This window comes from Dyadobacter sp. AC419, assembly GCF_979253085.1.
Genome location: NZ_CEEDCD010000012.1, coordinates 279,377 through 304,393 on the forward strand (window position 1 = coordinate 279,377; position 25,017 = coordinate 304,393).

The 25,017-nt window shown below is 43.1% G+C and carries 37 protein-coding genes and 1 pseudogene; 23 read left to right on the top strand and 15 right to left on the bottom strand.

Annotated features, from left to right (window positions below):
- The first annotated feature begins 29 nt into the window (after nucleotides 1–29).
- Together AC0IYG_RS06680 and AC0IYG_RS06685 are read left to right on the top strand one after the other, a co-directional pair.
- Nucleotides 30–215, top strand: a complete 186-nt coding sequence (locus tag AC0IYG_RS06680) for a hypothetical protein (protein WP_471710298.1) — start codon at nucleotides 30–32, stop codon at nucleotides 213–215.
- A complete protein-coding gene (locus tag AC0IYG_RS06685) occupies nucleotides 215–829 on the top strand; it encodes an HD domain-containing protein (RefSeq protein WP_471710299.1) in 615 nt (204 codons plus the stop codon). Before AC0IYG_RS06680 ends, AC0IYG_RS06685 begins: the two co-directional genes overlap by 1 nt.
- 55 nt (nucleotides 830–884) lie before the next feature.
- Here AC0IYG_RS06685 and AC0IYG_RS06690 read toward each other — a convergent pair whose 3' ends face one another.
- The 8 genes from AC0IYG_RS06690 to AC0IYG_RS06725 all read right to left on the bottom strand — a co-directional run bounded on the left by AC0IYG_RS06690 (nucleotide 885) and on the right by AC0IYG_RS06725 (nucleotide 5,417).
- A complete protein-coding gene (locus AC0IYG_RS06690) occupies nucleotides 885–2,801 on the bottom strand; it encodes a TonB-dependent receptor domain-containing protein (protein WP_471710300.1) in 1,917 nt (638 codons plus the stop codon).
- Entirely contained in the window at nucleotides 2,770–3,177 is a 408-nt protein-coding gene (locus AC0IYG_RS06695) for a carboxypeptidase regulatory-like domain-containing protein (RefSeq protein ID WP_471710301.1), read from the bottom strand. Before AC0IYG_RS06695 ends, AC0IYG_RS06690 begins: the two co-directional genes overlap by 32 nt.
- A complete protein-coding gene (locus AC0IYG_RS06700) occupies nucleotides 3,156–3,296 on the bottom strand; it encodes a hypothetical protein (RefSeq protein WP_471710302.1) in 141 nt (46 codons plus the stop codon). The genes AC0IYG_RS06695 and AC0IYG_RS06700 overlap by 22 nt, the downstream gene beginning before the upstream one ends.
- A 61-nt stretch (nucleotides 3,297–3,357) precedes the next feature.
- Nucleotides 3,358–3,720, bottom strand: coding sequence for a sensor histidine kinase (locus AC0IYG_RS06705; protein ID WP_471710303.1), 363 nt, complete (start codon nucleotides 3,718–3,720; stop codon nucleotides 3,358–3,360).
- Complete coding sequence (locus AC0IYG_RS06710) at nucleotides 3,704–4,141, bottom strand: histidine kinase dimerization/phospho-acceptor domain-containing protein (RefSeq protein ID WP_471710304.1); 438 nt, start codon at nucleotides 4,139–4,141, stop codon at nucleotides 3,704–3,706. The genes AC0IYG_RS06705 and AC0IYG_RS06710 overlap by 17 nt, the downstream gene beginning before the upstream one ends.
- Nucleotides 4,122–4,286 carry a hypothetical protein gene (locus tag AC0IYG_RS06715; protein WP_471710306.1) on the bottom strand — a complete coding sequence of 55 codons (165 nt, stop codon included), beginning with the start codon at nucleotides 4,284–4,286 and terminating at the stop codon, nucleotides 4,122–4,124. The genes AC0IYG_RS06710 and AC0IYG_RS06715 overlap by 20 nt, the downstream gene beginning before the upstream one ends.
- Nucleotides 4,279–4,473, bottom strand: coding sequence for a hypothetical protein (locus AC0IYG_RS06720; protein ID WP_471710307.1), 195 nt, complete (start codon nucleotides 4,471–4,473; stop codon nucleotides 4,279–4,281). The genes AC0IYG_RS06715 and AC0IYG_RS06720 overlap by 8 nt, the downstream gene beginning before the upstream one ends.
- On the bottom strand, nucleotides 4,470–5,417 hold the full coding sequence (locus AC0IYG_RS06725; protein WP_471710308.1) for a response regulator transcription factor: 948 nt from the start codon (nucleotides 5,415–5,417) through the stop codon (nucleotides 4,470–4,472). The genes AC0IYG_RS06720 and AC0IYG_RS06725 overlap by 4 nt, the downstream gene beginning before the upstream one ends.
- 186 nt (nucleotides 5,418–5,603) lie before the next feature.
- On the opposite strand from AC0IYG_RS06725, the gene AC0IYG_RS06730 reads away from it, so the two are divergent.
- From AC0IYG_RS06730 to AC0IYG_RS06780, 11 genes are all read left to right on the top strand, one after another.
- Nucleotides 5,604–6,008, top strand: coding sequence for a recombinase family protein (locus AC0IYG_RS06730; RefSeq protein WP_471710309.1), 405 nt, complete (start codon nucleotides 5,604–5,606; stop codon nucleotides 6,006–6,008).
- Nucleotides 6,009–6,787: 779 nt separating this feature from the next.
- Nucleotides 6,788–7,309, top strand: a complete 522-nt coding sequence (locus AC0IYG_RS06735) for an HNH endonuclease domain-containing protein (protein WP_471710310.1) — start codon at nucleotides 6,788–6,790, stop codon at nucleotides 7,307–7,309.
- A 427-nt stretch (nucleotides 7,310–7,736) separates the two neighbouring features.
- Nucleotides 7,737–8,009 carry a TIR domain-containing protein gene (locus tag AC0IYG_RS06740; RefSeq protein WP_471710311.1) on the top strand — a complete coding sequence of 91 codons (273 nt, stop codon included), beginning with the start codon at nucleotides 7,737–7,739 and terminating at the stop codon, nucleotides 8,007–8,009.
- A 148-nt stretch (nucleotides 8,010–8,157) separates the two neighbouring features.
- On the top strand, nucleotides 8,158–8,703 hold the full coding sequence (locus AC0IYG_RS06745; RefSeq protein ID WP_471710312.1) for a hypothetical protein: 546 nt from the start codon (nucleotides 8,158–8,160) through the stop codon (nucleotides 8,701–8,703).
- 274 nt (nucleotides 8,704–8,977) lie between these two features.
- Nucleotides 8,978–9,847, top strand: coding sequence for a tetratricopeptide repeat protein (locus AC0IYG_RS06750; RefSeq protein ID WP_471710313.1), 870 nt, complete (start codon nucleotides 8,978–8,980; stop codon nucleotides 9,845–9,847).
- Between the two features lie 306 nt (nucleotides 9,848–10,153).
- Complete coding sequence (locus tag AC0IYG_RS06755) at nucleotides 10,154–10,540, top strand: patatin-like phospholipase family protein (RefSeq protein WP_471710314.1); 387 nt, start codon at nucleotides 10,154–10,156, stop codon at nucleotides 10,538–10,540.
- Between the two features lie 112 nt (nucleotides 10,541–10,652).
- Entirely contained in the window at nucleotides 10,653–11,273 is a 621-nt protein-coding gene (locus tag AC0IYG_RS06760; protein ID WP_471710315.1) for a patatin-like phospholipase domain-containing protein, read from the top strand.
- 7 nt (nucleotides 11,274–11,280) lie between these two features.
- Nucleotides 11,281–11,805, top strand: a complete 525-nt coding sequence (locus AC0IYG_RS06765; protein ID WP_471710316.1) for a toll/interleukin-1 receptor domain-containing protein — start codon at nucleotides 11,281–11,283, stop codon at nucleotides 11,803–11,805.
- A 44-nt stretch (nucleotides 11,806–11,849) separates the two neighbouring features.
- Nucleotides 11,850–12,326 carry a hypothetical protein gene (locus AC0IYG_RS06770; RefSeq protein ID WP_471710317.1) on the top strand — a complete coding sequence of 159 codons (477 nt, stop codon included), beginning with the start codon at nucleotides 11,850–11,852 and terminating at the stop codon, nucleotides 12,324–12,326.
- Between the two features lie 200 nt (nucleotides 12,327–12,526).
- Nucleotides 12,527–12,892 (top strand): hypothetical protein, encoded by a 366-nt coding sequence (locus tag AC0IYG_RS06775; protein ID WP_471710318.1) that lies wholly within the window; start codon nucleotides 12,527–12,529, stop codon nucleotides 12,890–12,892.
- Nucleotides 12,864–14,165, top strand: a complete 1,302-nt coding sequence (locus AC0IYG_RS06780) for a P-loop ATPase, Sll1717 family (RefSeq protein ID WP_471710319.1) — start codon at nucleotides 12,864–12,866, stop codon at nucleotides 14,163–14,165. The genes AC0IYG_RS06775 and AC0IYG_RS06780 overlap by 29 nt, the downstream gene beginning before the upstream one ends.
- Before the next feature lie 47 nt (nucleotides 14,166–14,212).
- Here AC0IYG_RS06780 and AC0IYG_RS06785 read toward each other — a convergent pair whose 3' ends face one another.
- Both AC0IYG_RS06785 and AC0IYG_RS06790 read right to left on the bottom strand, forming a co-directional pair.
- On the bottom strand, nucleotides 14,213–15,088 hold the full coding sequence (locus AC0IYG_RS06785; protein WP_471710320.1) for a hypothetical protein: 876 nt from the start codon (nucleotides 15,086–15,088) through the stop codon (nucleotides 14,213–14,215).
- Complete coding sequence (locus AC0IYG_RS06790) at nucleotides 15,015–15,548, bottom strand: toll/interleukin-1 receptor domain-containing protein (RefSeq protein ID WP_471710321.1); 534 nt, start codon at nucleotides 15,546–15,548, stop codon at nucleotides 15,015–15,017. Before AC0IYG_RS06790 ends, AC0IYG_RS06785 begins: the two co-directional genes overlap by 74 nt.
- A gap of 476 nt (nucleotides 15,549–16,024) precedes the next feature.
- Between AC0IYG_RS06790 and AC0IYG_RS06795 the strand changes: the two genes are divergently transcribed.
- The 3 genes from AC0IYG_RS06795 (at nucleotide 16,025) to AC0IYG_RS06805 (ending at nucleotide 16,992) form a co-directional block, all read left to right on the top strand.
- Entirely contained in the window at nucleotides 16,025–16,405 is a 381-nt protein-coding gene (locus AC0IYG_RS06795; protein WP_471710322.1) for a DUF1016 N-terminal domain-containing protein, read from the top strand.
- A 144-nt stretch (nucleotides 16,406–16,549) separates the two neighbouring features.
- Nucleotides 16,550–16,690 (top strand): PDDEXK nuclease domain-containing protein, encoded by a 141-nt coding sequence (locus tag AC0IYG_RS06800; RefSeq protein WP_471710347.1) that lies wholly within the window; start codon nucleotides 16,550–16,552, stop codon nucleotides 16,688–16,690.
- A 68-nt stretch (nucleotides 16,691–16,758) separates the two neighbouring features.
- Nucleotides 16,759–16,992, top strand: a complete 234-nt coding sequence (locus AC0IYG_RS06805; protein ID WP_471710348.1) for a PDDEXK nuclease domain-containing protein — start codon at nucleotides 16,759–16,761, stop codon at nucleotides 16,990–16,992.
- Between the two features lie 330 nt (nucleotides 16,993–17,322).
- Here the strand turns inward: AC0IYG_RS06805 and AC0IYG_RS06810 are convergent.
- The 3 genes and pseudogenes from AC0IYG_RS06810 to pdxR all read right to left on the bottom strand — a co-directional run.
- A pseudogene (locus AC0IYG_RS06810) lies at nucleotides 17,323–17,931 on the bottom strand (FMN-binding negative transcriptional regulator); the annotation flags it as partial.
- A 195-nt stretch (nucleotides 17,932–18,126) separates the two neighbouring features.
- Complete coding sequence (locus AC0IYG_RS06815) at nucleotides 18,127–18,369, bottom strand: hexameric tyrosine-coordinated heme protein (protein ID WP_471710323.1); 243 nt, start codon at nucleotides 18,367–18,369, stop codon at nucleotides 18,127–18,129.
- Nucleotides 18,370–18,437: 68 nt separating this feature from the next.
- Nucleotides 18,438–19,865, bottom strand: coding sequence for a MocR-like pyridoxine biosynthesis transcription factor PdxR (pdxR, locus tag AC0IYG_RS06820; protein WP_471710324.1), 1,428 nt, complete (start codon nucleotides 19,863–19,865; stop codon nucleotides 18,438–18,440).
- Between the two features lie 233 nt (nucleotides 19,866–20,098).
- On the opposite strand from pdxR, the gene AC0IYG_RS06825 reads away from it, so the two are divergent.
- From AC0IYG_RS06825 to AC0IYG_RS06855, 7 genes are read left to right on the top strand one after another with little or no spacing between them, the layout of a single operon-like run.
- A complete protein-coding gene (locus tag AC0IYG_RS06825) occupies nucleotides 20,099–20,332 on the top strand; it encodes a thioredoxin family protein (RefSeq protein ID WP_235164249.1) in 234 nt (77 codons plus the stop codon).
- Between the two features lie 56 nt (nucleotides 20,333–20,388).
- Complete coding sequence (locus AC0IYG_RS06830) at nucleotides 20,389–20,661, top strand: hypothetical protein (RefSeq protein WP_471710325.1); 273 nt, start codon at nucleotides 20,389–20,391, stop codon at nucleotides 20,659–20,661.
- Nucleotides 20,636–21,121, top strand: coding sequence for a hypothetical protein (locus AC0IYG_RS06835; protein ID WP_471710326.1), 486 nt, complete (start codon nucleotides 20,636–20,638; stop codon nucleotides 21,119–21,121). The genes AC0IYG_RS06830 and AC0IYG_RS06835 overlap by 26 nt, the downstream gene beginning before the upstream one ends.
- 8 nt (nucleotides 21,122–21,129) lie before the next feature.
- Nucleotides 21,130–21,702 carry a MarR family winged helix-turn-helix transcriptional regulator gene (locus tag AC0IYG_RS06840; RefSeq protein WP_471710327.1) on the top strand — a complete coding sequence of 191 codons (573 nt, stop codon included), beginning with the start codon at nucleotides 21,130–21,132 and terminating at the stop codon, nucleotides 21,700–21,702.
- A 37-nt stretch (nucleotides 21,703–21,739) separates the two neighbouring features.
- Nucleotides 21,740–22,447 carry a catalase gene (locus AC0IYG_RS06845; protein WP_471710328.1) on the top strand — a complete coding sequence of 236 codons (708 nt, stop codon included), beginning with the start codon at nucleotides 21,740–21,742 and terminating at the stop codon, nucleotides 22,445–22,447.
- On the top strand, nucleotides 22,434–23,027 hold the full coding sequence (locus AC0IYG_RS06850; protein ID WP_471710329.1) for a catalase: 594 nt from the start codon (nucleotides 22,434–22,436) through the stop codon (nucleotides 23,025–23,027). Before AC0IYG_RS06845 ends, AC0IYG_RS06850 begins: the two co-directional genes overlap by 14 nt.
- Complete coding sequence (locus tag AC0IYG_RS06855) at nucleotides 23,027–23,233, top strand: catalase-related domain-containing protein (protein ID WP_471710330.1); 207 nt, start codon at nucleotides 23,027–23,029, stop codon at nucleotides 23,231–23,233. Before AC0IYG_RS06850 ends, AC0IYG_RS06855 begins: the two co-directional genes overlap by 1 nt.
- Before the next feature lie 63 nt (nucleotides 23,234–23,296).
- Here the strand turns inward: AC0IYG_RS06855 and AC0IYG_RS06860 are convergent, their stop codons facing one another.
- Together AC0IYG_RS06860 and AC0IYG_RS06865 are read right to left on the bottom strand one after the other, a co-directional pair.
- Nucleotides 23,297–24,112: a dihydrodipicolinate synthase family protein gene (locus AC0IYG_RS06860; RefSeq protein WP_471710349.1), complete on the bottom strand. Its 816-nt coding sequence runs from the start codon at nucleotides 24,110–24,112 to the stop codon at nucleotides 23,297–23,299.
- Between the two features lie 139 nt (nucleotides 24,113–24,251).
- Complete coding sequence (locus AC0IYG_RS06865; protein ID WP_235164252.1) at nucleotides 24,252–24,701, bottom strand: cupin domain-containing protein; 450 nt, start codon at nucleotides 24,699–24,701, stop codon at nucleotides 24,252–24,254.
- Between the last annotated feature and the right edge of the window lie 316 nt (nucleotides 24,702–25,017).

The following is a 25,017-nucleotide window of genomic DNA, read 5'->3' on the forward strand; positions in this document are numbered from 1 at the left end:
AGCGGGCTTTTATCAGCACTTACCAGAGTTTGGGTTACATCAAGCATGACTCGCTGGTAATATTAAAACCACAAAGGATCAGTGGCACATTCCTGCCAAATTTCAAGGATGGTTCATTGCGCCCTGTCACTTCCAATAAACGGCTCGTTGAAGAAGCCATTACCTGGTATCAATCTGCCAGCTTTCAGTTTAAAAAGGGATTAATGAAAAAGTAATGGAAACTGAAATGAATTATCAATCATGGCTGGATCAAATTGAGGCTTTTGTATCAGCTCAATTATCCCCATATGCTGAGCGGTTGGCGTATCACAATCTGAATCATACCCGTAGCGTGGTAACAAATGCTACACGAATTGCAGCGCACTATCAATTGTCTGATGCGGATCGATTTGTGGTTTTATCAGCCAGTTGGTTTCATGACCTGGGTTATATCAACGGAGATCCTTCGGGCCACGAGCAGCGTGGCGCTTTGATTTTTAAGGAGTTCGCAAACCCTTTATTGATAGAGGATAATCTGATTGCGGGTGTCATCGGTTGTATCCTGGCAACCACCCTGCCTCAAAAGGCGGTTAATTTGTTAGAGTCCATCGTTTGCGATGCGGATCTTTATCATTTTGGCACAACCGAATTTACCCAGAAAGATGCTTTGATGCTGGAAGAGACGCAGCACAGGTTGAAAACGGATATTCCTTTGATTAACTGGCTGAACGGGTCTTTGCGACTGTTGCAGTCTCACCAGTTTTGCACAGAGCATTGTCGGAACGAACTGGCTAGTCAGAAGCAAGCGAATATAAGAGAATTGGAAGCGCGGATTGAAGCGGATTTATAGGCCAGTTAATAATAAAGCTAATGCACGCACATTCCAGCAGTGAATTATTTCAATGTTAAAATTTGAAGCTGTAACCTGCCCGGATCAGCTGGGTTTCGTAGTAATCCCGGCTGGTGTAATGAAATCCGTCACCGTAAACTGTTTTGCGAATAACGAGTGTTCCGAAAAGATCGGTTGCGTTCACAAACAGCTCGCCTTTACGAAGCTGGCGTTTTGCGCCTGCATCAACTGAGAAGCGGTAACCGGTCCGACCCTGCGGGACGATGTCGGGTGCCTGATAGATAAATGCCACTTGCAACTCGGTCTTTTTTCCTTTTAAAAGCGCATTAACTTTCGCGCTCCCTGAGGTAAGCTGCTGTCTGGGGCCACGGTACACCGAGCGGACCGGATACAGGTTTTCCACCGTAAATGCATCAATGCTGTTGCGGTAAAGGTTACCATTGACATTCAGCGAAAACCATGATGCCAAATCCTGCTGCCATACAATCTCGCCACCCGTATTGTAGCTTTTTCCTGCATTTTGAAAAATATTGTAAATCAATGTAGAGCCCGGTCGTGTGGTTCCGATCCTGGTAATAGTGCCACTGGTCTGCTTATGGTAAGCTGCTGCATAGACAGAACCGTTGGCCCAGCTGGTTTTATAGCCTACCTCCAAAGAGCTGGTAAATTGTGGTTTCAGAGCTGGATTGCCGATTTTAATGATTTCGGCATCATCATATTTTGGGAAAATACGGATATCCACCTCGTTGGGCCGGTCCACACGTCGGTTATAGAAAAGGGAAATCTTATCATGCTCATTAAGCTTATAAGCCAGGCGCACATTGGGGAAAGGCTTTGTGTAGGAATACCCATCGCTTTTATAGGTTGGGTGCGTGGGGTTAACCGTGTAGCGCAGATTGATATACTCTACCCGCAGACCCGCTTCCAGCTCGAAGATGCGGTTTTCGAAAACATAGTTGCCATACAAGGCAGGAATGGTTTCCTTGTAGTTGGCCCAGCCACCAGCGAGGCTGTCAAGTGGTGAATTCAGGCCCGGGAAAAACTGCATATTGGTCGGAATAAAACGCCTGCGCAGCTTCGAGCCGCCTTCAAAGCGGCCATAGCGCAAGGGCCGGATGTAGTCTGCATTCAAGTCGAACACATTCTCATCCGAAAGCAGCTTGAATGCATCCTGACCAGTGAAATCGGGCATCATGTTGGTAAAAAAGTATTTCTCATCTTCCCGGTGGAATGTATAGTTAAAACCGATATTCAGCAGGCGGCCCGGCTGTTGATATTTATGCTGGTAGGAGGCTGTCGCAGTGACCGTGGTTTTTAATTCATCTTCCAGAAACTGCCAGAGACGCCGCCGCTCGGTAAGATCTGCATTGAAAAAAGGCTGGTCTCCCCGGTCCAGGATCTTCTCGCTGCTGAATAGGGCGGAAACCGACAATGTATTTTGCTCATTCCAATTCCAGTCAACGCCTGTTTTGGATGTTACAACATTCGTGCTGCGGTTGCGCTTTAACTGCTGCCGGATTGTATCGCCTGAGTCATAGTAACGGTTTGTAAATTCGTTCTTGTTCAGCGTGGGCGTGTGAAGGTAATCGCCCTGAAAAAAGATGTTGATTTTTTCTTTTTTGTAATTCAGGGCTACCGAGGGGTTTAGTTTCAGCGTATTACGGGATTGAGGGCGAATGCCGGGGAAATTCTCTTTTCGCACCCACAATGCGCCTAATCCAGTCGTCAAGCCGATCTTTCCGTTAAAGCCTTCCTGTTTGTTCTTTTTGTAAATGATGTTGATGATGCCCGCATTTCCATTGGCATCATACCGGGCAGAAGGGTTATTGATGATTTCAATCCTTTCAATCGCTGATGCGGGGATGTTATCAAGACTGGTCTGGTTTCCAAAACCGGTCAAAGCCGTCTGCCGACCATCCACTAATACGGCGACCTTATCGCTACCCCGCAGCATCACCTTTTCCGTCTTCACCAGCCGTCACACCGGGCAGATTTTTGAGTGCTTGCAGAATCGACCCACCACTTTGGCTGATGTTTTTGCTGATATCGAAAACTTTCCGATCAAGACGGGCATCCACGCCATCGGCCTGAGCCCCGGTGACAGTCACTTCCTGCAAAACCTGGGCGTCTTCACTCATTTCAAGCACGCCTAGGTCAAGGAAAGCGCTTAATGCGCCTACCGTGACGGGCATTTTAATTGTTTGGAAACCCAGGGAAGCACATTCTACCAAGTAATTTCCGGGTGCAATATCGGATAGTGTAAAACGTCCATCGGAAGCTGTGATCGTTCCGGTCACAAACGCGCTGTCCTTTTCGGTTTTCAGAATTACATTAACAAAAGGCAGCATTTCCTTCTTCCAGGAAGCGAGGCGACCTGGCCCGAAAGTGTGACCTTGCTTACCTGCGCCTGGACGCTGTTGAGCACCGCTATCAATGCGAGAAGGATTAATGATTTTTTGAAAGCCATTCAGATTTTTCTTTTGATCTGATGGCGAAAGTCCGGACTGATTTGGAAGAAATTTAGAATTTTAGAAGCTGACAGTAAAATGATGATGATCACAGTCGAAATCATAGGAGATCTGCCAGCCGTACCGCTCACAGATCTCTCGGGCGATAGCAAGTCCAAGTCCGCTACCTGCATGCTCGACAGACGCCTGTGCGAACCGCCTGAAAAGGTTTTGCTCATGAAGCGGTGATATGCCCGTGTTTGCAACTATTAACTTACGCTGGTCTGCGCTTACAGATACGCTGCCGCCTGCCGGGGTATAGCGCAGCGCATTCACAAGCAAATTTGTCAGCAGGATTTCCAAAAGCATTGGATTGGCCTGCAACGTCATTTCGCTTACTTGCTGGGTATAGCGAATGCTGCTGCTTTCAAAGCGGTCGAGCAAACTGCGCGCTCAGTTCACCAAGCAACCCAGCAACAGAAATGTTCTGCTGGTTGTCAAACTGGGCATGTTCGATTTTTGCCAGAAGCAAAAGGTTTTTATTGATCCTTGTCACGCGGTTAATAGCCTGGTAGGCATCTTCGAGGATCTGCATTTGGGGTTGATCCAGCGAGCGGCTTTGCAGTAGCAGGTCAAGCTTGGATTTGACAACTGCTAATGGAGTTTGCAGCTCGTGCGAGGCGTTTTCTGTAAATTCTTTTTGCTGCTTGTAGGAGGCCAGACTTGCCTGCATGAGCCTGTCAAGGCCCTGATTCAGGTCGGTAAATTCGGTTACCTGCGACTCCGGCAATGCGGCCGGTTTGCCGCCTTCTAATCTGAAAGCATGCAGACTGTTCAGTGTTTCATCAGAAGGGTCGCCAGACACGGAGCGAGGTCTTTCGGTTTAGGTAAACGAAGCCAGCCAATAGCACAATAAAGAAGAAAACGGTGACCGCTGCGATCGCCAGGATCGTTTCATCAATTTCTTCCATATTGGTTTCAATCAGGACCCGCAGCAGGGTCTCATTCACACGGATATCGGTCGTCAAACATCGAAACTGCTCCACGGTCGTTCATGAAAGTATCAAACCGGATGAGCGTATATGTGCTGTCCGGACTTGGCGCAGTAGCCTGGGTAAATGAAAATCCTGGCTGCACTTTATCTAACACATTGATCGTACCCGTCACCGAGCTGTCGGGAAGATCCAGGCTGGTCAATCTTTTTTCAAGTTTTTCCCGGATCGCATAATGGTGTTTATCCAGTTCATTTTCCCAGATCCAGTTGATGAGTCAGAAAATAAACGGGAATGCTTATGATCAGCACCACCATCGCATAAATCACTAGTGGCCGAAGGCTTTGGTCCAGCAATTTCTTCATCCTTCCCATTTGTATCCTGTTGCGTAGATCGTTTTGAGATAATTACCGTAACCAGCCTCGAGGTCAACTTCTTTTTAAGGTTCTTGACATGCGCGTAAACAAAGTCGTTGATGCTATACACAAACATATCGGCAACGTCGCCTGACAAATGCTCAGCCAATGCGCTTTTTCCGATCACACGGTTTTTATTGCTGATAAAAAACAATAAGAGGTCCAGCTCCTTGCGGGTTAATGAAACAGTAGCTCCGTTAACAGTCACAACCCTTGATGACAGATCTACTTTAAGCTCATTTTGTAGCACATTGTTCTGGTTAGCAAAACTCCTGCGACGGATCACCGAGTAAATGCGCGCTGCCAGTTCAGGCAAATGAAAGGGCTTAGCCAAATAATCGTCCGCGCCTGCATGCAGGCCCCTGATTTTGTTTTCGTAGTCGTTCTTGGCAGAAATAATGATAATGCCATCTTGCTGTCCTTGATCTTTAAGGATGTCGAGAATCTCCAGCCCATCACCGCCAGGTAGCATTAAGTCCAGAAGGATACATTCGTAACGGTATAGCTCAACTGGTTTCCCTGGCCTGCGCCCATGTCCCCTGCATATTCGCACAGGTACTCCTGCGCCGATAGGTAGGCTCGCAAATGTCGGCAGCCAAGCTCGGGTTCGTCTTCGATGATCAGGATTTTCATGCCGGTAATTTACCGCAATGATGTCGGAATTCTTTTTGAAGAGAATTCTTGAATTACTGATACCGCAAAATTGTTGGCATAACCAGGTAATAGATTTCATCTATGACACTTGAAGTCTAAATTAATCGGTGGTATTTATGTACTCTCTGACCCCTCCATTTTTCTTCCCTTTTAGTTCTGAAAAGAGCCGGTTTCTCCACTTTCAAATTACCGATTCAGTGGTACACCTAAACGAATTACTGTATATTGCAAACTGGCACGTTAAACTGTACTTTTGGAATGGTGATTGGATACATACGGGTTTCGAAGACCGAGCAGAACCAAGAATCTGCAATTTGACTCGCTCACGAAAGCAGGTTGTGAGAAAATTTACCATGAAAAGATTTGTGGCGCTTCTACCCAAAGACCGGAATATTTAAAGATGATCTCGGAGCTGCGAAAAGGAGATGTCATTGTTGTTTGGAGAATTGACCGCTTAGGTCGGACAACCTATGAACTGATCAAGCTAATGGTCGAATGGAAGGAAATGGGAGTGGACCTGCGGAGTATTTCGGAGGGAATTGACACTTCTACCAAAATGGGTAGGCTCTGGTATATGCTCAGCTCAGTTTTTGCTGAGAACGAAAGAGAAATTTTGATGGAGAGGACTTTGGCGGGGATGGAGGCACGGCAAGGGCACGTGGTAGAGTAGGAGGTAGGCCAAAGGGTCTAACTAAAAAATCAAAGGAACTGGCAAGCTTGGCAGCTACCTTATATCAAAGTAAGATAATACACTACCATGCAGATATGTGAAACAGCTTAAAATTGGTAGCAAAGCGACTTTGTACGATTATTTAAGGCACGAAGGCATTGAAATTGAAGGTTGGGAGCGGGCTAAGAAGCCTTACTCAATCTAGTCTTAGTACTTATGCGTCACTTCTTCTACAAAGATAACTTTATGTTTTTGCCTTTTAAGCAACATTTACCAGTGCACTTGTTGGCTGGATGCTTTAACAATACGTCCGCTACCTATAAGTTTTATTGGTTCCTGTCGATACTTAGACATGTCGAGTCTAATGAGACACATATTTCAAAACAAAGTCTTTTCGCTGATATGCTGGCTCATGCCTGGTTTACGGTGAACTACTTTAAAGTATAATTTGGAAAACAGGACAAACTACAAAGTGCAATAACGTATGTTAAGGAGATTGAGGGTTTAACTATCAATGCCAATCGCTCTGTAATTTATAGACAGCTTTCTACATCAACAAACAAAGCTACATTGCGGGAACTGCGCTATTTTAATGGCGAAGTTCCACACCGTTTTTTAAGTCCATGGTTTAATACTAGCGATGTCGCTTTGGCTTATGTTGCTTCACAAAGGTTTGAGCAAAAGTGTCTATATGCGCTTTACAAAGATCACGTTGAGATTAATCCGGAATGGATTGACTATTTACAAATCCATGGAGGTATACTTCGAAATTTCTGCTATTGGCATTTGGTTCTTTATCGTACAGGCAAGAAATCCCAATCTCCCTGACATTCCAAACAAGGTTATCAAACTGCCAGTGCGGAAAGCTGACAGAGCAGCGTAAATTTTGGAATATTGTCATTGGCGAGTTGGGGAGTGTTAACTGCATCTATACAAACAAAAGTTTACATATAGGCAATTACGCAGTTGAACATTTCTTACCTTATGCTTTTGTCGCCCACGATTTAATGTGGAATTTAATTCCAGCAGATCCCTCGTTTAACAGTTCAAAGAGTGACAAGCTTCCACCATTCGATTTATACTTTGAGCCATATTTTTATCTTCAACGCTCGGCGTTGGAAATTATCGAGAAAAAAGCACCCAAAAACAAATTTCTTTTAGATTACCTGACTATTGTACCAGACACCTCCCTGTTTGACCGGGAGCGCGTTTTCGAACAATTGCAACCAATGGCGATAATCGCACGAAATAATGGCTTTGAGTATCTAAATGCACGAGATAACGCTCGAAAAGAATTATAAACATGTTAGAACCTTGAAGTCTAATCAGCTTTCACAAACATCTCCAATGCCAAGATGCTCTATGAGACTTTTCCGTGTAACGTACCGTGGCCTTGATAGAAGTGGCACTTGTGGGAGAAAGAGACGCGAAGTAGACCAGATAGTTTTCAAGAAATTCAACAGACTGTCAGTTTTGGCAGTCTGCTACTGCCAGCACAGTGAATTCACAAAAGATCTCTACATGTGATTTTCCTTCATTTAGCGAGCATAGCGAGAGAAGACTAATGATCCACTAACGATTCAAATATTGTTCCCTATAAAGTTACATATTCATCAGATTCTTGATCATATCAACTTTAAACGGAAAGTTGTATTGATATATACAGCCTAATTTATACTTTTAAGTGATGTTATATAAATTTTGCAAACTCTAACGCTCAGTTAACCAATGGCTGGAAAAAAAGTATTTGTAAGTTACGATCACAGTGAAGACATACACTACAAAGATCTTTTACGAGCATGGGATGCTAATACTTCCTTCGATTTCAATTTTGATCAGCGATCTCCAAATGTTGCTATTGACAGTGTCGATGCTAGCAGAATAAAGGCAGCACTAGCTACAAAAATGAAAGAGGCAGATTATCTTTTAGTAATTGTCGGGAAAAAATCTAGTGCCAGTAAGTGGATGGCCTGGGAGATTGACGCGCGCAAAAGAATCTGATGTTTTACTCAAATTAGCTGCTGTTAAAATTGAGGCATCTAATACAGTCCCTAGTGGGCTTTTAGGGATTGGCACTTCCATTTGCACAGGCTTTACATTAGAGGGCATCGTTAGTGTGTTAAATCAAGCAAAAGCTATCTATTAATGAATGGTCATTGCACTAGCAGGTAGAAGAATTGACGCTGAAAACACTGATCGGATTCGCTTCCCGCTTAATAATATGCAACTAGTAAGTCAGCGCCTAGAACAGGTGTTGACAAATCTGGGATGTAAGCATCTGTTCTGCTCTGGGGCCAGTGGGACTGATTTATTAGCTTTATCAATAGCGAAAAAGTTAAGAATATGCCGAACTATGATATTACCATTTCATCATCGACATTTTCGCTCTGCCTCCGTAGTTGACCGCCCCGGTAATTGGGGGGTAATTTTTGACCAGATTTATCGTGAACTTAATAGTAAGCATCATATTCACACACTTAATATAAATCCCGATGATGCCAGCGCGTACGAAAGAACTAACAACGAGATTATAAGGGCAGCCATTCACTATGCACGACACAACAGCACAAAAGACTGTGTTAATGCTCTGATCGCCTGGGAAGGACAATCTTATGGACAAAATGACACAACCGGCTTATTTCTTGAACGAGCTAAAAACCAAGGTCTTAAGGTATACGAAATTTTAACATTGTAATCATTACCCTGATTATGAGTAGTGTAGATTATACTAAAATTTGTTTTGTTGTGATGCCCTTTGGGCAAAAACAAATAGGAGCGTCAATCATAGACTTTGACTATATATACGAACAAATATTTAAGCCGGCCATCGAGAACACCCTCTTACCTGAAGGTGGATATCTAAGTCCAAAACGCACAGACAAAGATTTTTTATTCTTCACTGATTGACGTAGAAATGTTTCAGTACATTGAGTACTCACGCTTAACCTTAGCTGATATTACTGGCCTAAATGGCCAACGTTTTTTATGAATTAGGTGTGCGTCACCATGCTCATCCCACAGGTACACCTATATTTAGACAAACAAATACAGTAATCCCATTTGATATAACTCATATCAAGGCGTTTCCATACGAATACGAACCTGACGAGCAGATTACGGTTTCGCGTGCAATGATTACAGAGGTATTGACAGAATCATTAATTCACAACCGTCTAGATAGCCCAGTTCAACTAGCCCTTTCTGCACAGAGAGTCATTGGACCTAGCATTGACGTACTGCTAAAAGATGCAGAAAATGCCATACGCCATATAAATTGGCCGCTAGCGATCAGGAAATATGAACAAGCAATTAAAATCAATCATAATAATCCTACCTTACATTTGGAGGTCGGCATTTTATATAAGAAGCATGGGAATTGGGCAAAAGCAGAGGAGCATTTTAGGGCAGCGGTAAATCTAGCACCTACTTATAGCGATGCACAACGAGAATTAGGGATTACACAAAACAAATTGTTTCACAAAAATCAAGATGCTGCCAGTTTGCCTACAGGAGAGTTATCACTGAGGAAAGCCATTTTGTTAAATGATCAGGATTTTGATGCGCATGCCTCCTTAGGGGGAATTTTAAAAAGAAGCGGTAAAATACAAGAAGCACTAGAACACTATCAAAGGGCTACGGATGTTTCGCGAGGTCATCCATATCCCTTATTAAACGCAATAAAATTGCAAGCTCATTTAACTGGCGAACTTAAACTCACCGACAAGCAGCGCTTCCAACTTCACCAAGCGGAAAGAGCCAGGAAAGCACAATGTGAAAATACTCCCCGTTCGACGTACCTTGGTGCTTTTTTGACGTGTCAGATATACAATTGTATCTAGGTAACGAGGAAGCCTTCTATAAATATCTTAACGAAGGTTTACTTTTTTGTGAAGACGCTTGGGCGGCTCAAACTCATCTAGACAGCTTACAATTGAGTATAAATGCATTTAAAAATGTACCTGTTAGTCGCAGAAGCTCTTGATGTAATAAGATCAACTATTCCCTTTTTACGCCAATCGGGAATTTGAAAAATGGGCTTTAATTAGGACGAAGTTCATGTATGTGGACCCTTTCCATTCGGAGCCAGAATATCTCGCTACTGGCATAACTTTATATATTAGATTATTCAGGCAATTATATTTCTAATGTCATTATTGCATAATAGATTGATATCAAAAGGTCCAAAGCGAATCTTATCACTGGACGGTGGCGGAATTAGAGGGCTAGTATCATTAGGCTTTTTAGCAAAATTAGAAAACATATTAAGAATCCGAAGTGGTGGATCTCCAGCGTTCAGGTTATGTCATTATTTTGATTTAATCGGAGGTACTAGTACCGGAGCCATAATAGCATCCTGCTTAAGTTTCGGAATGTCAATTGAAGAGATTCGAGCCTTGTACATGAAACTAGGAACTACCATTTTTGGAGAAAAAAGATCCATTTATAGCCGGTATACCGGTGCAAAATTTTCAAACAGTGCCCTGACCAAAGCACTACATGAGACATTTCATGATATAACATTCAGGAAGTGATCAAATAAAAACTGGGCTATGTATTGTTCTAAAGCGTCTTGATACCGGAAGCAGTTGGCCGCTAATAAATCATCCCGATGGCCTTCATTATGCTAACAACTCAGGAATTCTATTGCGTGATGCAGTTCGAGCTAGCACTGCCGCACCCACATACTTCGCACCAGAAATATTAGAAGTCGGAGGGGGAGAAACAGGGGTGTTCATAGACGGTGGAGTAAGCATGTATAACAATCCTTCCCTATTACTGTTTCTCATCTCCACTCTCAAAGGTTTCCCATTTAGATGGTCTACCGGGGAAGATAATTTGCTCATGGTCTCTATTGGAACAGGTTCAGGTTATGAACGTCCAACGAAAGAACATGTTATGAAGAATCGAGTTTGGGATTGGGCTAAAAATGTGCCAGACCTATTAATGCGCGATGCCTCTATCCAAAATGATCTTTTATTACAATATTTCTCTAACAGTAAAACGGCTTCACGAATCGATTCTGAAATTGGAAACCTTGGAGACGACACACCGGGAGGTTTACCATTAATTTCTTATTTAAGATACTCTATTAACTTTGAAGTAAATGAATTAAACAAATTGGGGATCACAAATTTGAAAATGAGTTCTTTAATGGATATGTCTAACACTCAAAATATAAGGGACCTTGATTTTATTGGTAAACAGGCTGCTGATCTTAAAATGTTTCCTGAACATTTTCCACCATTATTTGACAAAGTAAGATAATTAATATATGGCCTACCTTAACTTATCTGCGCTCCCTGAACGGCAATTCAATAAGTCGAGATCGCTTAACGAAGCAAGTAAACCCTCAAAGTTATTTAGTGTTTTCTTGTCTTACCGTCACGCTGATCGTCAATATGTAACGGCTGTTGCTACCTTTCTCAAAGGATTGAGCTCATCTATATACATCGACTATCTTGATGATGAACTTACCGATACTCCAATTAAGGGAACAGCTCCTTTGTTAAGGAATAGGATTGAACAGTCCAAAAAACTAATTCAATTAATTACGCCAAATGCAAGCAGCTCTAAATGGATGCCATGGGAGCTTGGACTAGGAGATGGCATCTTAGGTTATGAAAATACAATAATATTACCTGCGGTTACAAACGCCTCATTAAATGTTAGTCAAGAATATATAGATATGTATGGACATATCGAATATGTTTCAAGTAAAGACAATAGCACCAGAGACTGGGCAGTATTCTTTCCGACAGGAAAAGCCATCTGGTTCAATTCTTGGCTTCTGCAGTAACGTGGGCGCATACTAACATCTTAAACCAAATAAATTGATATATTGTGAGTATTGTATTCTTTGCATATCCTAACAGTCCGGAGAAAATCGGAACTACTATTGAAAGTGCTGCGACCAAAGTCAATGCAATATCAATGAGAATCAAGACCTGGAAAGCCTTACATATTCCTGGTTCTTTTATTCAATCAAAAGTTCTTGATGCTATAAATGAGTCTGAAATACTCATAGCAGATATTACAAAACTAAATTTCAATGTTACTTATGAAATAGGCTTTGCCATCGGTAGGAAGAAGACTATTATACTTGTCAAAAACAAGTCGATTGCTGAACCGGATTCTATTAGGGAGGTTGGAATTTTTGATACAATAGGCTACCAAGAATATTCTAATTCTGATGAATTAGCGAAAATAATCCTGAAGAATATCGATCAAAGAAATGTACTCTCCGGAGACAACGTAAATTTGAACGTTCAAGCGCCAGTTTATCTCCTTAGCAGAAATTCAAAACCGACGAGGCAATAAGAATTACGACCCGCGTTAAGAAAGCCAGATATATTTATAGGAGTTTTGATCCGAATGAGTCTCCAAGATTATCTGCATACGATGCAATTAATCAAGTTCAGCAATCGTTTGGTGTATTAGTTTCATTACTTTCATCTGACGGACAGGGTTCAAACATCCATAATACAAGAGCTGCATTTTTAATCGGACTAGCTAACGGTTTGGAAGTTGCCTGTTGTATTTTACAGAACGGAGATGACCCAATTCCTATCGATTACCGTGATTTTGTTAGCTCGTATAATAGTTTAGCAGAAATTGACACTCAAATTGCCGAATTTGCGGGTCAGGTTGCCGAAGCTTTTCAACGTAAAGGCTCAAAAATCGAGACGAAAATTGCCACCTTTCTTCAACAAATTGATTTGGGTGCTTCTGCAGCGGAAAATGAAATGAGATTCTTAGAATCTTATTATCTAAAAACAGATGCATACTTAAAGACTCTTCGCGGCGATGTCCAACTTGTCGTTGGTAGAAAAAGGGTCTGGAAAGACGGCCATTTTCTTGCAAATTCGAGACAAGGAAAGAAGTAAGAGTACTAATGTTGTCCTTGACCTAAAACCTGAAGGATATAAGCTGGTTAAGTTTAAAGAGCTTGTATTGAGTTATTTGCAGGCAGGTACTTTGCAGCATACAATCAGCGCGTTTTGGGAATATATACTTCTTTTGGAGATTTGTCATAAAATCTTGGAAAATGATCGGATAAGACATGTAAACGATTCATCTCTATATGATCTTTACAAGACCTTGGAGGAAGCATACAAGGCAGAAGGGTATGTCTCCGAAGGTGACTTTTCAGAGCGAATGACACGTCTTATTAATAATGTGACTGACGGATACAGGCGGAAATATGGTGAAGATAGTAACGTTCGGTTATCTGCGCCACAAATTACAGATCTGATATATAAGTCTGATATCCGGACCCTCCGGACGTCACTAGTCAATTATCTAAAGAAGAAGGATAAACTATGGCTACTACTTGACAACATAGACAAAGGCTGGCCATCATCGGGATTGCAGCAAGAAGATATAATGATCATTCGCACTCTGATAGATGCATTGCGAAATATTCAAAGGCAATTTAATCGCGAGCGAATAGACATGTTTCCTGTTGTATTTCTAAGAAATGACGTTTATGAGCTTCTATTAGAGCAAACCGCGGACCGGCAGAAAGAGGCTAAGGAGTTGTTGGATTGGGTTGATCCTGATTTACTTCGAGAAGTTATTAAACTACGAATATTATCAAGTCATGACACTCATTCTGAGAATTTTTCTGATGTATGGAGAACTGTCTGTGTAAGTCATTATAAGGGCGAGGAGACATCACAATATTTGATAGATCGCTCGCTGATGAGGCCAAGATTCTTGATAAATTTAGTTAATCATTGTAAGTCGTATGCTGTTAATTTTCAACATACTAGGATTGAAGCCGATGACATAGAAAAAGGAATTAACTCGTACTCGGCTGACGTGCTAACTGACATAAATTATGAGATACGAGATGTATTTCCCGAAGCAGACAATATTTTATATAATTTCATAGAATCAAAAGCTGAACTGAACTATGAGGAACTTTCTTTGCTTATAACCATAAATCAATCAGATTCAGTATTTATTGATAAGGTTATTGACTTGCTTTTATGGTATGGGTTTCTAGGATTGCGGACCAATTCACATGATGTTAAGTACGTTTATAATTTCAACTACAATATGCATTTGCTTCGCGGTGTACGCAACAAAAATAAAGAGACTATACTTTATACTATTAATCCCGCATTTTGGCCGTCACTGCTGATAGATGTTTAGTGGATGTAGGGTTTGATCTGACAGAAAATACATAGTTTGTATTAAATTTAGTCTTCTCTCCCAAATAAAATTTCTTCGCGACTCAACGGGGTTTTCCTGTCAACGGGTGGCATGCGTGTTTTTTCCATTGTCTTGTTGGATTTTGTTTCGTCGTCAACTAGCATGCCATAGAAAAATATATATTCAGAACTTCTATAAGCACTGAGATAAACCGTTGAAAATAGTGCCTTCTTCGAATCAGATAATATAATAGTTTCATTTCGATGATCTGGGAATCCATTATGGGGGACCCTGCTTAATCTTACTGCCACGAACGCACTATCTAGTTCTTGTGTACTTAAAATGTTAAGTTCCTTCGCAGTGTATTTGTTGAAAATACTATCAGCGTAAAAATGAACATTTCCGCGTAATGGGACATCACCTTTCATTTTTAAAGTAATGTCAATTTCACCAAAAGTAGTGAGCATTAAGAATTTGCGTAAATTGTATTTACCATTTGTAGTTTCCAATTTGTTGTAATTCTGCTTAGGTATAATTATTAGTTTTGATGAAATGTTTTCTGACTTTGAGGCGAACATGTTATCAATAAAGAGAGATATGGAAATGCCAGTTGGGCTGTGAGTGACTGAATTTATTTCTCGAAGAGTATTTATCACATTGGATTGTATCGCTTGTTGTTGTTTAATTTGTGCGTTCAGTGCGGATTGTTGTGAAGAAAACTGCTTTGATTGTAGTTTTGCCTGTTCACGAGATTGTTGATTTGTTGATGTGAGGGAGTTTAGAATGTGCCTACTCGCATTAATTTGTTGTTTAATATCTTTCGTTATTAATTTTACAGATGCAGTAACGTCAACAGTTTTTTTCAAAAGATCGTCTTGACTTTTTGCTTGTTTTATCAGTAAACTTAATGCAACTATAACCACAGTAATTGCCGTTATAGCTATCCTTTGGTACCACAATTTTCTTAACCAGAACTTCGTAGTAGTCGGCAGTAATGTATTCTAGTCTAGTTACTAAATTTTGAAAGCCAGGGTGCCTGACATCCCCATCCCAGTTTATCAGATCAGTTGCTTGTACTCTGTTAAACGGATCTGAAATTTCTACCAGTTCAATCCGAGCAGGTGAATAAGTCCCTTGTACTATGCTTTGTGACGCTTCGTGAGTAACCCACTTTGAAGTCATTGCCCTGCTAGACCATAGTACAATTACTGCACCGGCTCCCTTTATTGCTTTATCTATTTCACCATGCCATTCTTGTCCGATCTGAAGATCTTCCTGCCACCAGACGGAATATCCAAGTTGGCTTAGACCGTTCCTGACTAGCCTTGCCATCTTCACTTCTTCCGTCTTGAAGCTAATAAATACTTTTGACTTAGATTTCATTTCTTGCGGATGACTAATGTCAGTAAGTTATTGACACGAAAATACAAAATTTGTTATCGGTAAATTATGGAATGTTCTTAGGTGTATTCATGGCAGCACATGATACTCCTTACCGCACCACAATTTGGTCGTCCGGAATAAGACACCTCTCAATGTTGGTTATAATTTTACGAATAAGTATCGTATTTGCTTTTTAAATGAAAGGAATTGGTAGGCAACCCATCCTAGAATGTCGCTCTTTCCATTTGTTGGTAATATATGGCGGCGTGTTAGAAACAGACGCTTTTAAAGTGCAATAGCATACTTCTGCCGCAAGTTAGTTGATCACCATGTGGAGTCTACGTACAAAGTTAATTTTTAACTTACCTTGTTAAATTCTTTTACCTTTTGTCACAGCTGGTATACTAACTTGCCAGGATGATTGCGAATACAGTGTATTCGCAATCATCAATTGCTGACATTTTAGAAATTAAACAATGCACGTAGTAGTTGATATCCAGAATATTATACGTGAAGCGAGAAACCGAGCTTATCAGAGTATAAACGTTACAATGGTAACTGCGTACTGGCTGATAGGAGAACGTATAGTTGAAGAGGATCAGCAAGGTAACGCCCGTGCGGATTATGGGAAAGCGCTCATACAAACCCTGTCTGAATCTTTGCAGGCCGAGTTTGGCAGAGGATTTTCTCAAAGAAATTTGAAGCAAATGAGGACGTTTTATCTTGAATATCCAATTCCGCAGACACTGTCTGCGGAATTCCAGGCAGATCGCTCGCATTCTATAAGAGAAACACCAGTTTTTAGATTGAGCTGGTCGCACTATTTAAATCTGATTTCTATAAAGAACATTGAATAAAGTAGGTTTTATGAAATCGAGTCAATCGAGAACAATTGGAGCATCAGAGAGTTAAAGAGGCAATACGACTCCGGTTTGTACATGCGATTGGCGCTTAGCACAGATAAGGTGGGAGTGAAGCGCTTGTCTGAGAGGGGGCAGTTGATGGAAGGCCCAGCTGATGCAATTAAGGACCCATACATTTTAGAATTTCTGCATTTAAAGGAGCATTACAGCTACTCAGAGAGTGGCCTGGAAAATGCACTAATCGATAAGTTGGAGCATTTTCTTCTTGAACTGGGGTAAAGGGTTCACTTTCGTCGCCCGTCAGAAAAAGAATCACTTTCACAGATAGGCATTTCTATGCTGACTTGGTGTTTTATAACCGTTTGCTTAAATGCTTTGTCATTATCGATTTGAAAATAGGGGAGATACAGCATCAGGATATTGGGCAGATGCAGATGTATGTTAACTACTATGACCGCCAAATCAAACTTGAAGACGAGATCAAAACTATTGGGATCATTCTATGCCAGAAAGAGAGTGATTTGTTGGTAGAAAGGACATTACCAGAAAATAACGATCAAGATTTTTGCCAGTCGCTATGAAACTGTGTTGCCAAGCAAAGAGGAGCTGCGAAATCTGTTGAATTCAAAACGGTAGTGAATAAGGGTCAAACCAAATAATATTTTGTTGTATAACAGGAGTTATGTTGAGTGAAGATATTCCCGGCCGGGGATGACCTTTGAATTTGAGTAGAGAAAAGTAGCAGGGGGTGTATAGATTCCAGCGTTTAGTTACAGCGGATTTGAATCTTTGATGTAGTAGTTGCGACAACCGCTTTCAGTAGTGCACAAGCCACTTTTAGCAAAAGATCTAACCACTTTCAATTGTGCAACGGCCGTTGCACAATTGAAAGTGAGACATAAGACAGTAAGCTAGATATTTGGAGTTTTTATCAGCCTGCTGTCAGGGAGTTCATACCATCTGTTGTCCAACATGCATTTTGTCAATGGAAGCTGACTTGCGGCAAAAGTCAAACACAGCGCTTCATCTCTTCTGACCACCTGAAGGGACAAGGCATCTTCCTTTTGCAGCAAGTCTTCAACTATTCTTTCTCTGTCCTTTTGGGAGTGGTCCTGGCTCATTTTGAAGACATGGGAAATACCAGTAAAACTCATAATTTCAAAACCGGTGATGGCTTTCAGATTTTTGCGGATATACTCCTGATCCATTTTGTGGAATGCCGAGGGGCTGCTGTGTGGATCTTCGTATTTATCAGTAATGTCTTTTATGATTTCATTGGTCTGCTATCTTGCGAAAGAAGCCTTATTATCCCTTTGGCTTGTACTGTTTTGTAGTTTCCAGGTGGAAGCAGCAGCAGGCTTTTCATAGACCGACGCACTAATATAGCTGTGTGTACCGCTAAAAACTGCCATCACATTCGGATGCATTTCAAAGGCCTTGCAATGATCGGTCTTTGTCATCACATGGCCTATCAGCTTTAAGGCATTTCCCTCATTGATTATATTTACCGGAACCTGGGTTGCTACGGGTACATCCCGTCATATCCAATAAGGGTAACAAATGGGTTTGCTTGCATAAAAGCAACAACTTCTTGCGGATTTGCAGAAGAATAATAGGGCATTGTATACATAGGTGCCTTGTTAAGGAGGGTTCTTTACAAACTGTTACTGCATGCGTGGTAAGGCTTGCATTGTGTAAATTCAGCTACCAACTGCTCATTTTTGCCAGTAATTATTAGCTGCTGCAATTGTGGCAAATTCGGTGGCAACAGTTTGTCCAATCAAAACCAGCATTGTTGCATCCTGAGCGTATATAGACCTAAGTTTTTCCCGGACAGCTGCATCTGGCTGTGTGGCTTTAATGATGAGTCTTGCCATTTTGATTGCAAGCTGTCTGCCTTCTTCGGCAGTAGGGGTAATGAGTGAATTACCGGGCACTAGTTGAATTGGATCTGCCATTTTTTTATTTGTTTAAAGTAATTTCAATTGAAGAATTGCCTGTGGATCAAACGGTATAAATATTCATATTAAGTAAAAGTCAAGTGTTTGGCTAAAAGCACTATTCCTTCTTTTAAGTCCTTTTCGGAAAGTGATCCGTAACCCAGCCTGATGCCGTTGACCGATGGGGCGTTGCTATAATTTTCCGGTGGCAGTATTTTAACGCCACTTGCGGCCATCATGTCTGTAATCTGCCGCCAGTTTTGCGCTTGCTTTGGTTGTATCCAAATCGCCAGACCGCCTTCCGGAACTGTATAGTCAGCCTTTTCTTTTAGATAAGTATTCAGCAACGAAACCGTGTGGTCGCGCTTTGCTTTGTAGTAGCTTGTTGCTTTTTTAATGTGGCGTTTTATCGTTCCGTCCTCGATCAGCTGCAAAACGGCTTGTTCCATAATGCCGTCGCCCTGCACATCAATGATCTTGCGCAGTTCGCCCACTTTTGAAATCAGCGAAGCATCGTGACTAACCAGATAGCCAATGCGCAAGGCAGGCGCAACAACTTTGCTCATCGTGCCGATGTACACAAAATTTTGTAGCTGGGCGAAGCTCGAAACTGGAAGCACCGGGCGATACCCGAAATGAAATTCGTTGTCGTAATCGTCCTCAATGATAGTAAATCCATGAGCGTTGGACAAGCGGATCAGTTCAAGCCTTCGTTGCAGACTTAATGTTACCGTGGTCGGATATTGGTGATGTGGTGTTGTGTAAATAGCCTTTATGTTTGGGTGGGTTTTCAAATGATCAATTACATCGGTGGTAACCAGACCGTCCTTGTCGACCCGCACAGGAAGCAATGTGGCACCAGCCGTTTCAAATGCTTTCCAGGCAGGCTGGTAACCCGGATTTTCGACCAGGACAAAATCGCCTTTTGAACAAATACAATGGGCAGCGAGATACATCGCCATCTGGCTGCCACGCGTCACGCAAACGGAACTGCTGCTGACTTGCATACCCCGTTGATGGTTCAGCATTTGTACAATGGCTTCGATAAAATCCGCATGACCGAATTCGCAGCCGTAACCCATCATTTGCCATCGTGCACTCCGGTTGAAAATCTGCCGGTATCCACGCGCCAGCTCGGTCACGGGCGCGATTTTGCTATCGGGATAACCATCATCAAAAATGATCCTGTAATGTTGCTTGGGTAGGCTTTGATCCGGTGTGGTGATTTCTGTCTTACGCTGCCTGCTGAACACCGGCAGTGTGCCGGCAACAAATGTCCCTTTCCGCTCCTTGGATACAATCCATTCTTCGTTAAGCAGCACATGCAATGCTTCTACAATAGTATTCCGGTTCACATGTAACATTTCGGCCAGGTTGCGGCTTCCTGGCAAAGCATCACCGCTACTAAGTCTTCCGGATTGAATATCTGAAATGACAGCATCAGCAATTTGCAAATAAACGGGCTTTTGTGATTTGTGATCAATCCGGATTTCCAATTTCCAGGGTCTAAGCATTGGACTAGCTGGTTTTATTTAAATGTCTCATTTTAACAGGCCAAAGTAAAATGTGCATGCATTCTACCAACTGTTAAGGTTCAGGTGATTATTATGATTTTACAAAGTTGGATAAGTCGAAGCTGAGCCAGATAGTCCAGTATTATTAATTCAAAATGGTCCAGCAAGTATCGTTAGGGCTCCTCACTAAGTTTGAATCGGCAATGGTGCCACAGCTATCAAATTTCACAAAAATGAGCAAGTCAATTTTCTATCACGCAGGTTGCCCGGTATGCGTCAGTGCAGAGCACGACATTCTTAATCTAATCGGAGCAGATCAGGTTGAAGTCGTAAATATCGGGGAAGACCGCAGCCGTATCAGCGAAGCAGAAGGTGCAGGGATTAAATCGGTTCCCGCGCTGGTTACGCCAAATGGCAATGTACTGCACATCAATTTCGGCGCATCGCTGGAAGATGTTAAAGGTTGAAGAATAGACCGGCAGGACTCTGCCGGTAACGTTAATTTATCTTGACTAATCAAAACATGAAAACGACAATATTCACGCTCGCTGCTATCCTGTCCATCACGGCCGCCATGGCATGCGAACATTGCAAAAAATACGAAGACTCAAAGGATTTTAAGATCAAATCAGCGCAGGTAATCCATAACAAAAAATACGGATCACTCGAATTTGAGATTATCGTTGAAGGAACGGCCGGAAAGACTGTTCCCACTGCAGGTGGGGAAAATGGATATGGCCCCTGTCTTAGGATACGTTTTTCCTACAACATTGAAGCCCGAAGATATTGGTTTTAATCCAACCGAAGGCATTGTGGCCCTTGCCCTTACTTCGCATCCTGATTTTGACGATAGCCCGCTTTGGGATGAGAATGCCGACGGCAAGTTTGATAATGACGGCATTGTATGGCACCCGCACTGGGTGGTTCTCGTGAAAGACGAGCGTGTGAAAGGCGGACTCTCGGTAAAGGAATATAAAAAGGCAGAGAAAATCACAAAGCCTACAACAGCCCCTGACATGCCTATGTATATGGATTCGCCAGGTTATCAGGTCGTTACCCAGCAAAGCGCAATCCGCGTTTCAGTGCCTACATACAGGGTCAATAATAAGGTGGATTTCAATTACGATGCCGTCAGTTGCTATATGCAGGTGTCCGCTCCGGCAGATGGCATGTCCATGGATAAGCCGATGCTGGGTGTTGTTAATGTTTATAGCGTGCTTTCTGGCAAACTGACCTTGCCTTACAAGGTAAAATAACCTGGACTATGGCTGAAATTGATGGAAAGATCGTTGATGCATTGGCAAGGGTCTCACAGGCATTTCGCGTATTGCTTCGCAACGAAGGGAAGTTGAATGCATTGAGTCCCATACAAATTCAGATCCTGATCTTTCTGCTTTTTCAGTCCGGGGAAAGATCCAAAGTTACTGGCTTAGCGCGGCACTTTGATCTGACCAAACCCACAGTCAGCGACAGCATCAAGTCGCTGGCACAAAAGTGCCTGGTTGAGAAATATGTGGATGCTGCGGATGTAAGAAGTTACATGATTGTATTGACTGGGCGGGGCAGGGAGTTGGCCCTTAAAAGTGCCGGTTTTGCCTCGGCCATTGAAAAACCGCTGGGCATCCTATCTCCAATGCAAAAAGAAATCATGTTTACGGGTTTGCTCCAACTTATCCGGCAGCTTCACCTGGCCGGCATTATCAGCATTCAGCAAATGTGTTTCACTTGCTCTCATTACGATCATCTTGGCAGTGGGCATTACTGCAAGTTGTTAAATAGCGGCTTGGCAGACAAGGAGTTGAAACTCGACTGTGCTGATCATCAGCTAAGCCTTTAAACAGGCTGGATTTTACATTACCATAATCTTGAACACTATGGACAACAACCAATTGACCAATCGGACCGGTGCGCCCGTGCCGGACAACCAAAACATCATGACCGCCGGCAAGCGCGGGCCGGCACTTCTGCAAGACACATGGTTTTTAGAGAAGATGGCGCACTTCGACCGGGAGGTAATCCCTGAGCGCCGCATGCACGCAAAGGGCTCGGGCGCATATGGGGTCTTCAAAGTGACGCACGACATCACTAAGTTTACCAAAGCGGATCTTTTCTCTGAGCTTGGCAAAGAAACAGAAGTGTTCGTACGGTTTTCTACTGTCGCCGGCGAGCGCGGCGCGGCTGATGCCGAAAGGGACATTCGCGGCTTTGCCTTGAAATTTTATACCGATCAAGGCATCTGGGATTTGGTAGGAAACAATACGCCGGTCTTCTTTCTTCGTGACCCGCTGAAATTTCCGGATCTGAACCATGCCGTTAAACGCGACCCAAGGACAAATCTTCGTAGTGCCGATAATAACTGGGATTTCTGGACACTTTTGCCCGAAGCATTACATCAGGTTACCGTCGTGATGAGCGAGCGCGGTTTGCCAAAAAGTTACCGGCATATGGACGGTTTTGGCAGTCATACATTCAGTTTTATCAGTGGTGACCAAAAGCGTTACTGGGTCAAATTTCATTTGAAAACACGAACAGGGAATTCAAAACCTGACCAACCGCGAAGCAGCCGATTTGGTTGGAAATGACAGAGAAAGCCATCAGCGTGATCTTTTTGACAACATTGAAGCGGGTAACTTCCCGAAATGGACCATGTATGTGCAGACCATGGAAGAAGCGGATGCTTACAGCTATCCAATCAATCCTTTCGATTTGACGAAAGTGTGGCCACATGCTGACTTTCCACTCATTCCAGTCGGCGAGCTGACATTGAATCGAAATCCATCCAACTATTTTGCAGAAGTCGAACAAGCTGCGTTTAATCCCGCTTCTGTCGTTCCGGGGATCGGTTTTTCGCCGGATCGAATGTTGCAGGGGCGGCTTTTTTCATACGGCGACGCGCAGCGTTATCGGTTAGGTGTTAACCACCACCAGATTCCGGTGAATGCACCTGAAATGTCCTTACCATTCCTTTCACCGCGATGGTGCCATGCGCACAGATGGAAATTATGCGCAGCGCCACATCGTATGAGCCTAACAGTTTCAGCCAGTGGAAACAGCAGCCGGATTTTAGTGAGCCGCCGCTCCAAATTACTGGGGAAGCGGCCCATTGGGACCACCGCGAAGACAACGACTATTTCACCCAGCCGGGAAACCTGTTCCGTCTGATGAATGAACAGCAAAGGACGGCGCTTTTTAATAACACAGCAGAAGCAGTTGGCGGCGCGCAGCATTTCATTCAAATCCGCCACATCCGCAATTGTTACCAGGCGGACCCGGAATACGGAAGGGGCGTCGCAAAGGCGCTCGGATTATCTATGGAGGTTGTCCGCGATTACGAGGGTTACGAAATGAAGCCGCTTTCGGAAATGTAGATCGTATAGCAAAGAAAAATCATCCCTATTCAAAACAGGGATGATTTTTGTTGTTTGAACATTTCAGTCAAAAGCCACTTTGGTGGTTTCCAGAATGTGGCTGAGTTCTGTGGTTTGAATTTTCGTAAGCGGTTGCAGTGGTGCGCGCAAATGCCCTGCGTTTTCTCCAATAATTGTTAAGCCTGCTTGAATTGCCCGGGGTAAGCCTTTGGCTACAATGAACCTGAGCAGATTGAGTTGTTCGAGAAAAAGAATTTGAGCAGATGCCAGATCATTGTTTTGAATCGCGTCGTATAGACTCAGGTTGAGCTCGGGGATCAGGTTGGGTGCGGCGGTGCACCATCCTTCGGCGCCTGCGGCAAATGCAGCGAGTGCCAGCGGGTTGGAGCCATTGTAAAATGCCACATCATCGCCCAGTTCTCTTTTTAGCAAATGCATACGCTGCACATCACCCGTGCTTTCTTTGATCATGGTTACATTGGGAATTTCCAGCAACCGTTTCAAAAGGGTAGGCGACATATCGACGCCGCCCGTTGCAGGGTTGTTGTATGCCATGATGGGAAGAGAGATTTTGGACGCGACGGCATCATAATGCTTGACAATCTCATCATCGGTCAGTTTCCAGTAACTCATTGGAATGATCATGACCGCCGTTGCGCCTGCTTTTTCGGCAAACTTGGCATGATGAATGGTCCGCTCGGTGGTAAGGTTGGACACACCGACCAAAGTCGGCACGCGCCCCGCAACTTGCTGGATCGTAGCCTCGGTAATGGCCTCTTTTTCCTGATCTGTAAGGTATGGCAGCACGCCAGTGCTTCCCAGTGGCGCTATGCCGTGCGAACCGGATGCAACGAGGCGTTCAACCAGTGTCTTGAACAGGGCAGATCTACGCTTTCATTTTCGTCAAATGGCGTAATAGGGTATGCGATGATCCCCTTGAATGGAACATTTTTCATTTTTATCAATGGTTAAAAAAGTGAAATGAAGTCTCTGGAATGAAGACTTCATTTGAATGGTTTTAAAGATCTCTTCCTTCTTCTTCGCGAAGGGCCACGCCCAAATTTTGAAGCTGGGGCGCGTTTTCGCAGGCAATGTATTTTGCCGGCTGTGCATCACTCAGGTTTTGATGTCTGTGCCATGCCCAGGAAGGAATGTAAACGGCATCTCCCTTTTCCCATTCCACTTTTTCACCCTCGATTTCAGTGAACCCTTTGCCTTCCAAAACATATAGCACCGTTTCGTAAGTATGACGGTGCCTGTTGGTCAGCTGGCCTGGTAACAAGCCGCCGATGGTCATGCTCACATTTTTGCTGGGCAGATCCACGAAGAAAACAGGATGCTTGCGCTCTGTTGAGAACTGGTTGTGCTCTCCGGCGTTTTCCACATTCTTATGGATCATATAGGCCGGTTTTTGAAACTGTGGCCTTGCAAATGTCTGATGAAAATCTTTTGAACTGAACGTATCCATGATTGAAAACTTTTGCGTTTCATGCATTATTGCATTTCAAAAGTATCGCAGCCATGGATGGCAGCAGTGGTACAGAATCAAGATAAATGCCTGGGCCAGCTTCTCGGCCATTATTCCACCGCCAACGTGGCTGGACCAAATTCCTCAAAATGGATAGCCTCGCGCGCAACACCCTGCGCACTCAGATAGTCAAAATGTTTCTTGAATAAAAGCGCCCGGTCCGCAGATGTAATATTGGGCATCGGGTTGCATGGCTTGCTGCACCTTACTGAGATCCACAAAACCTTCATAATAACCATCTTCAATTTGCTGTTCA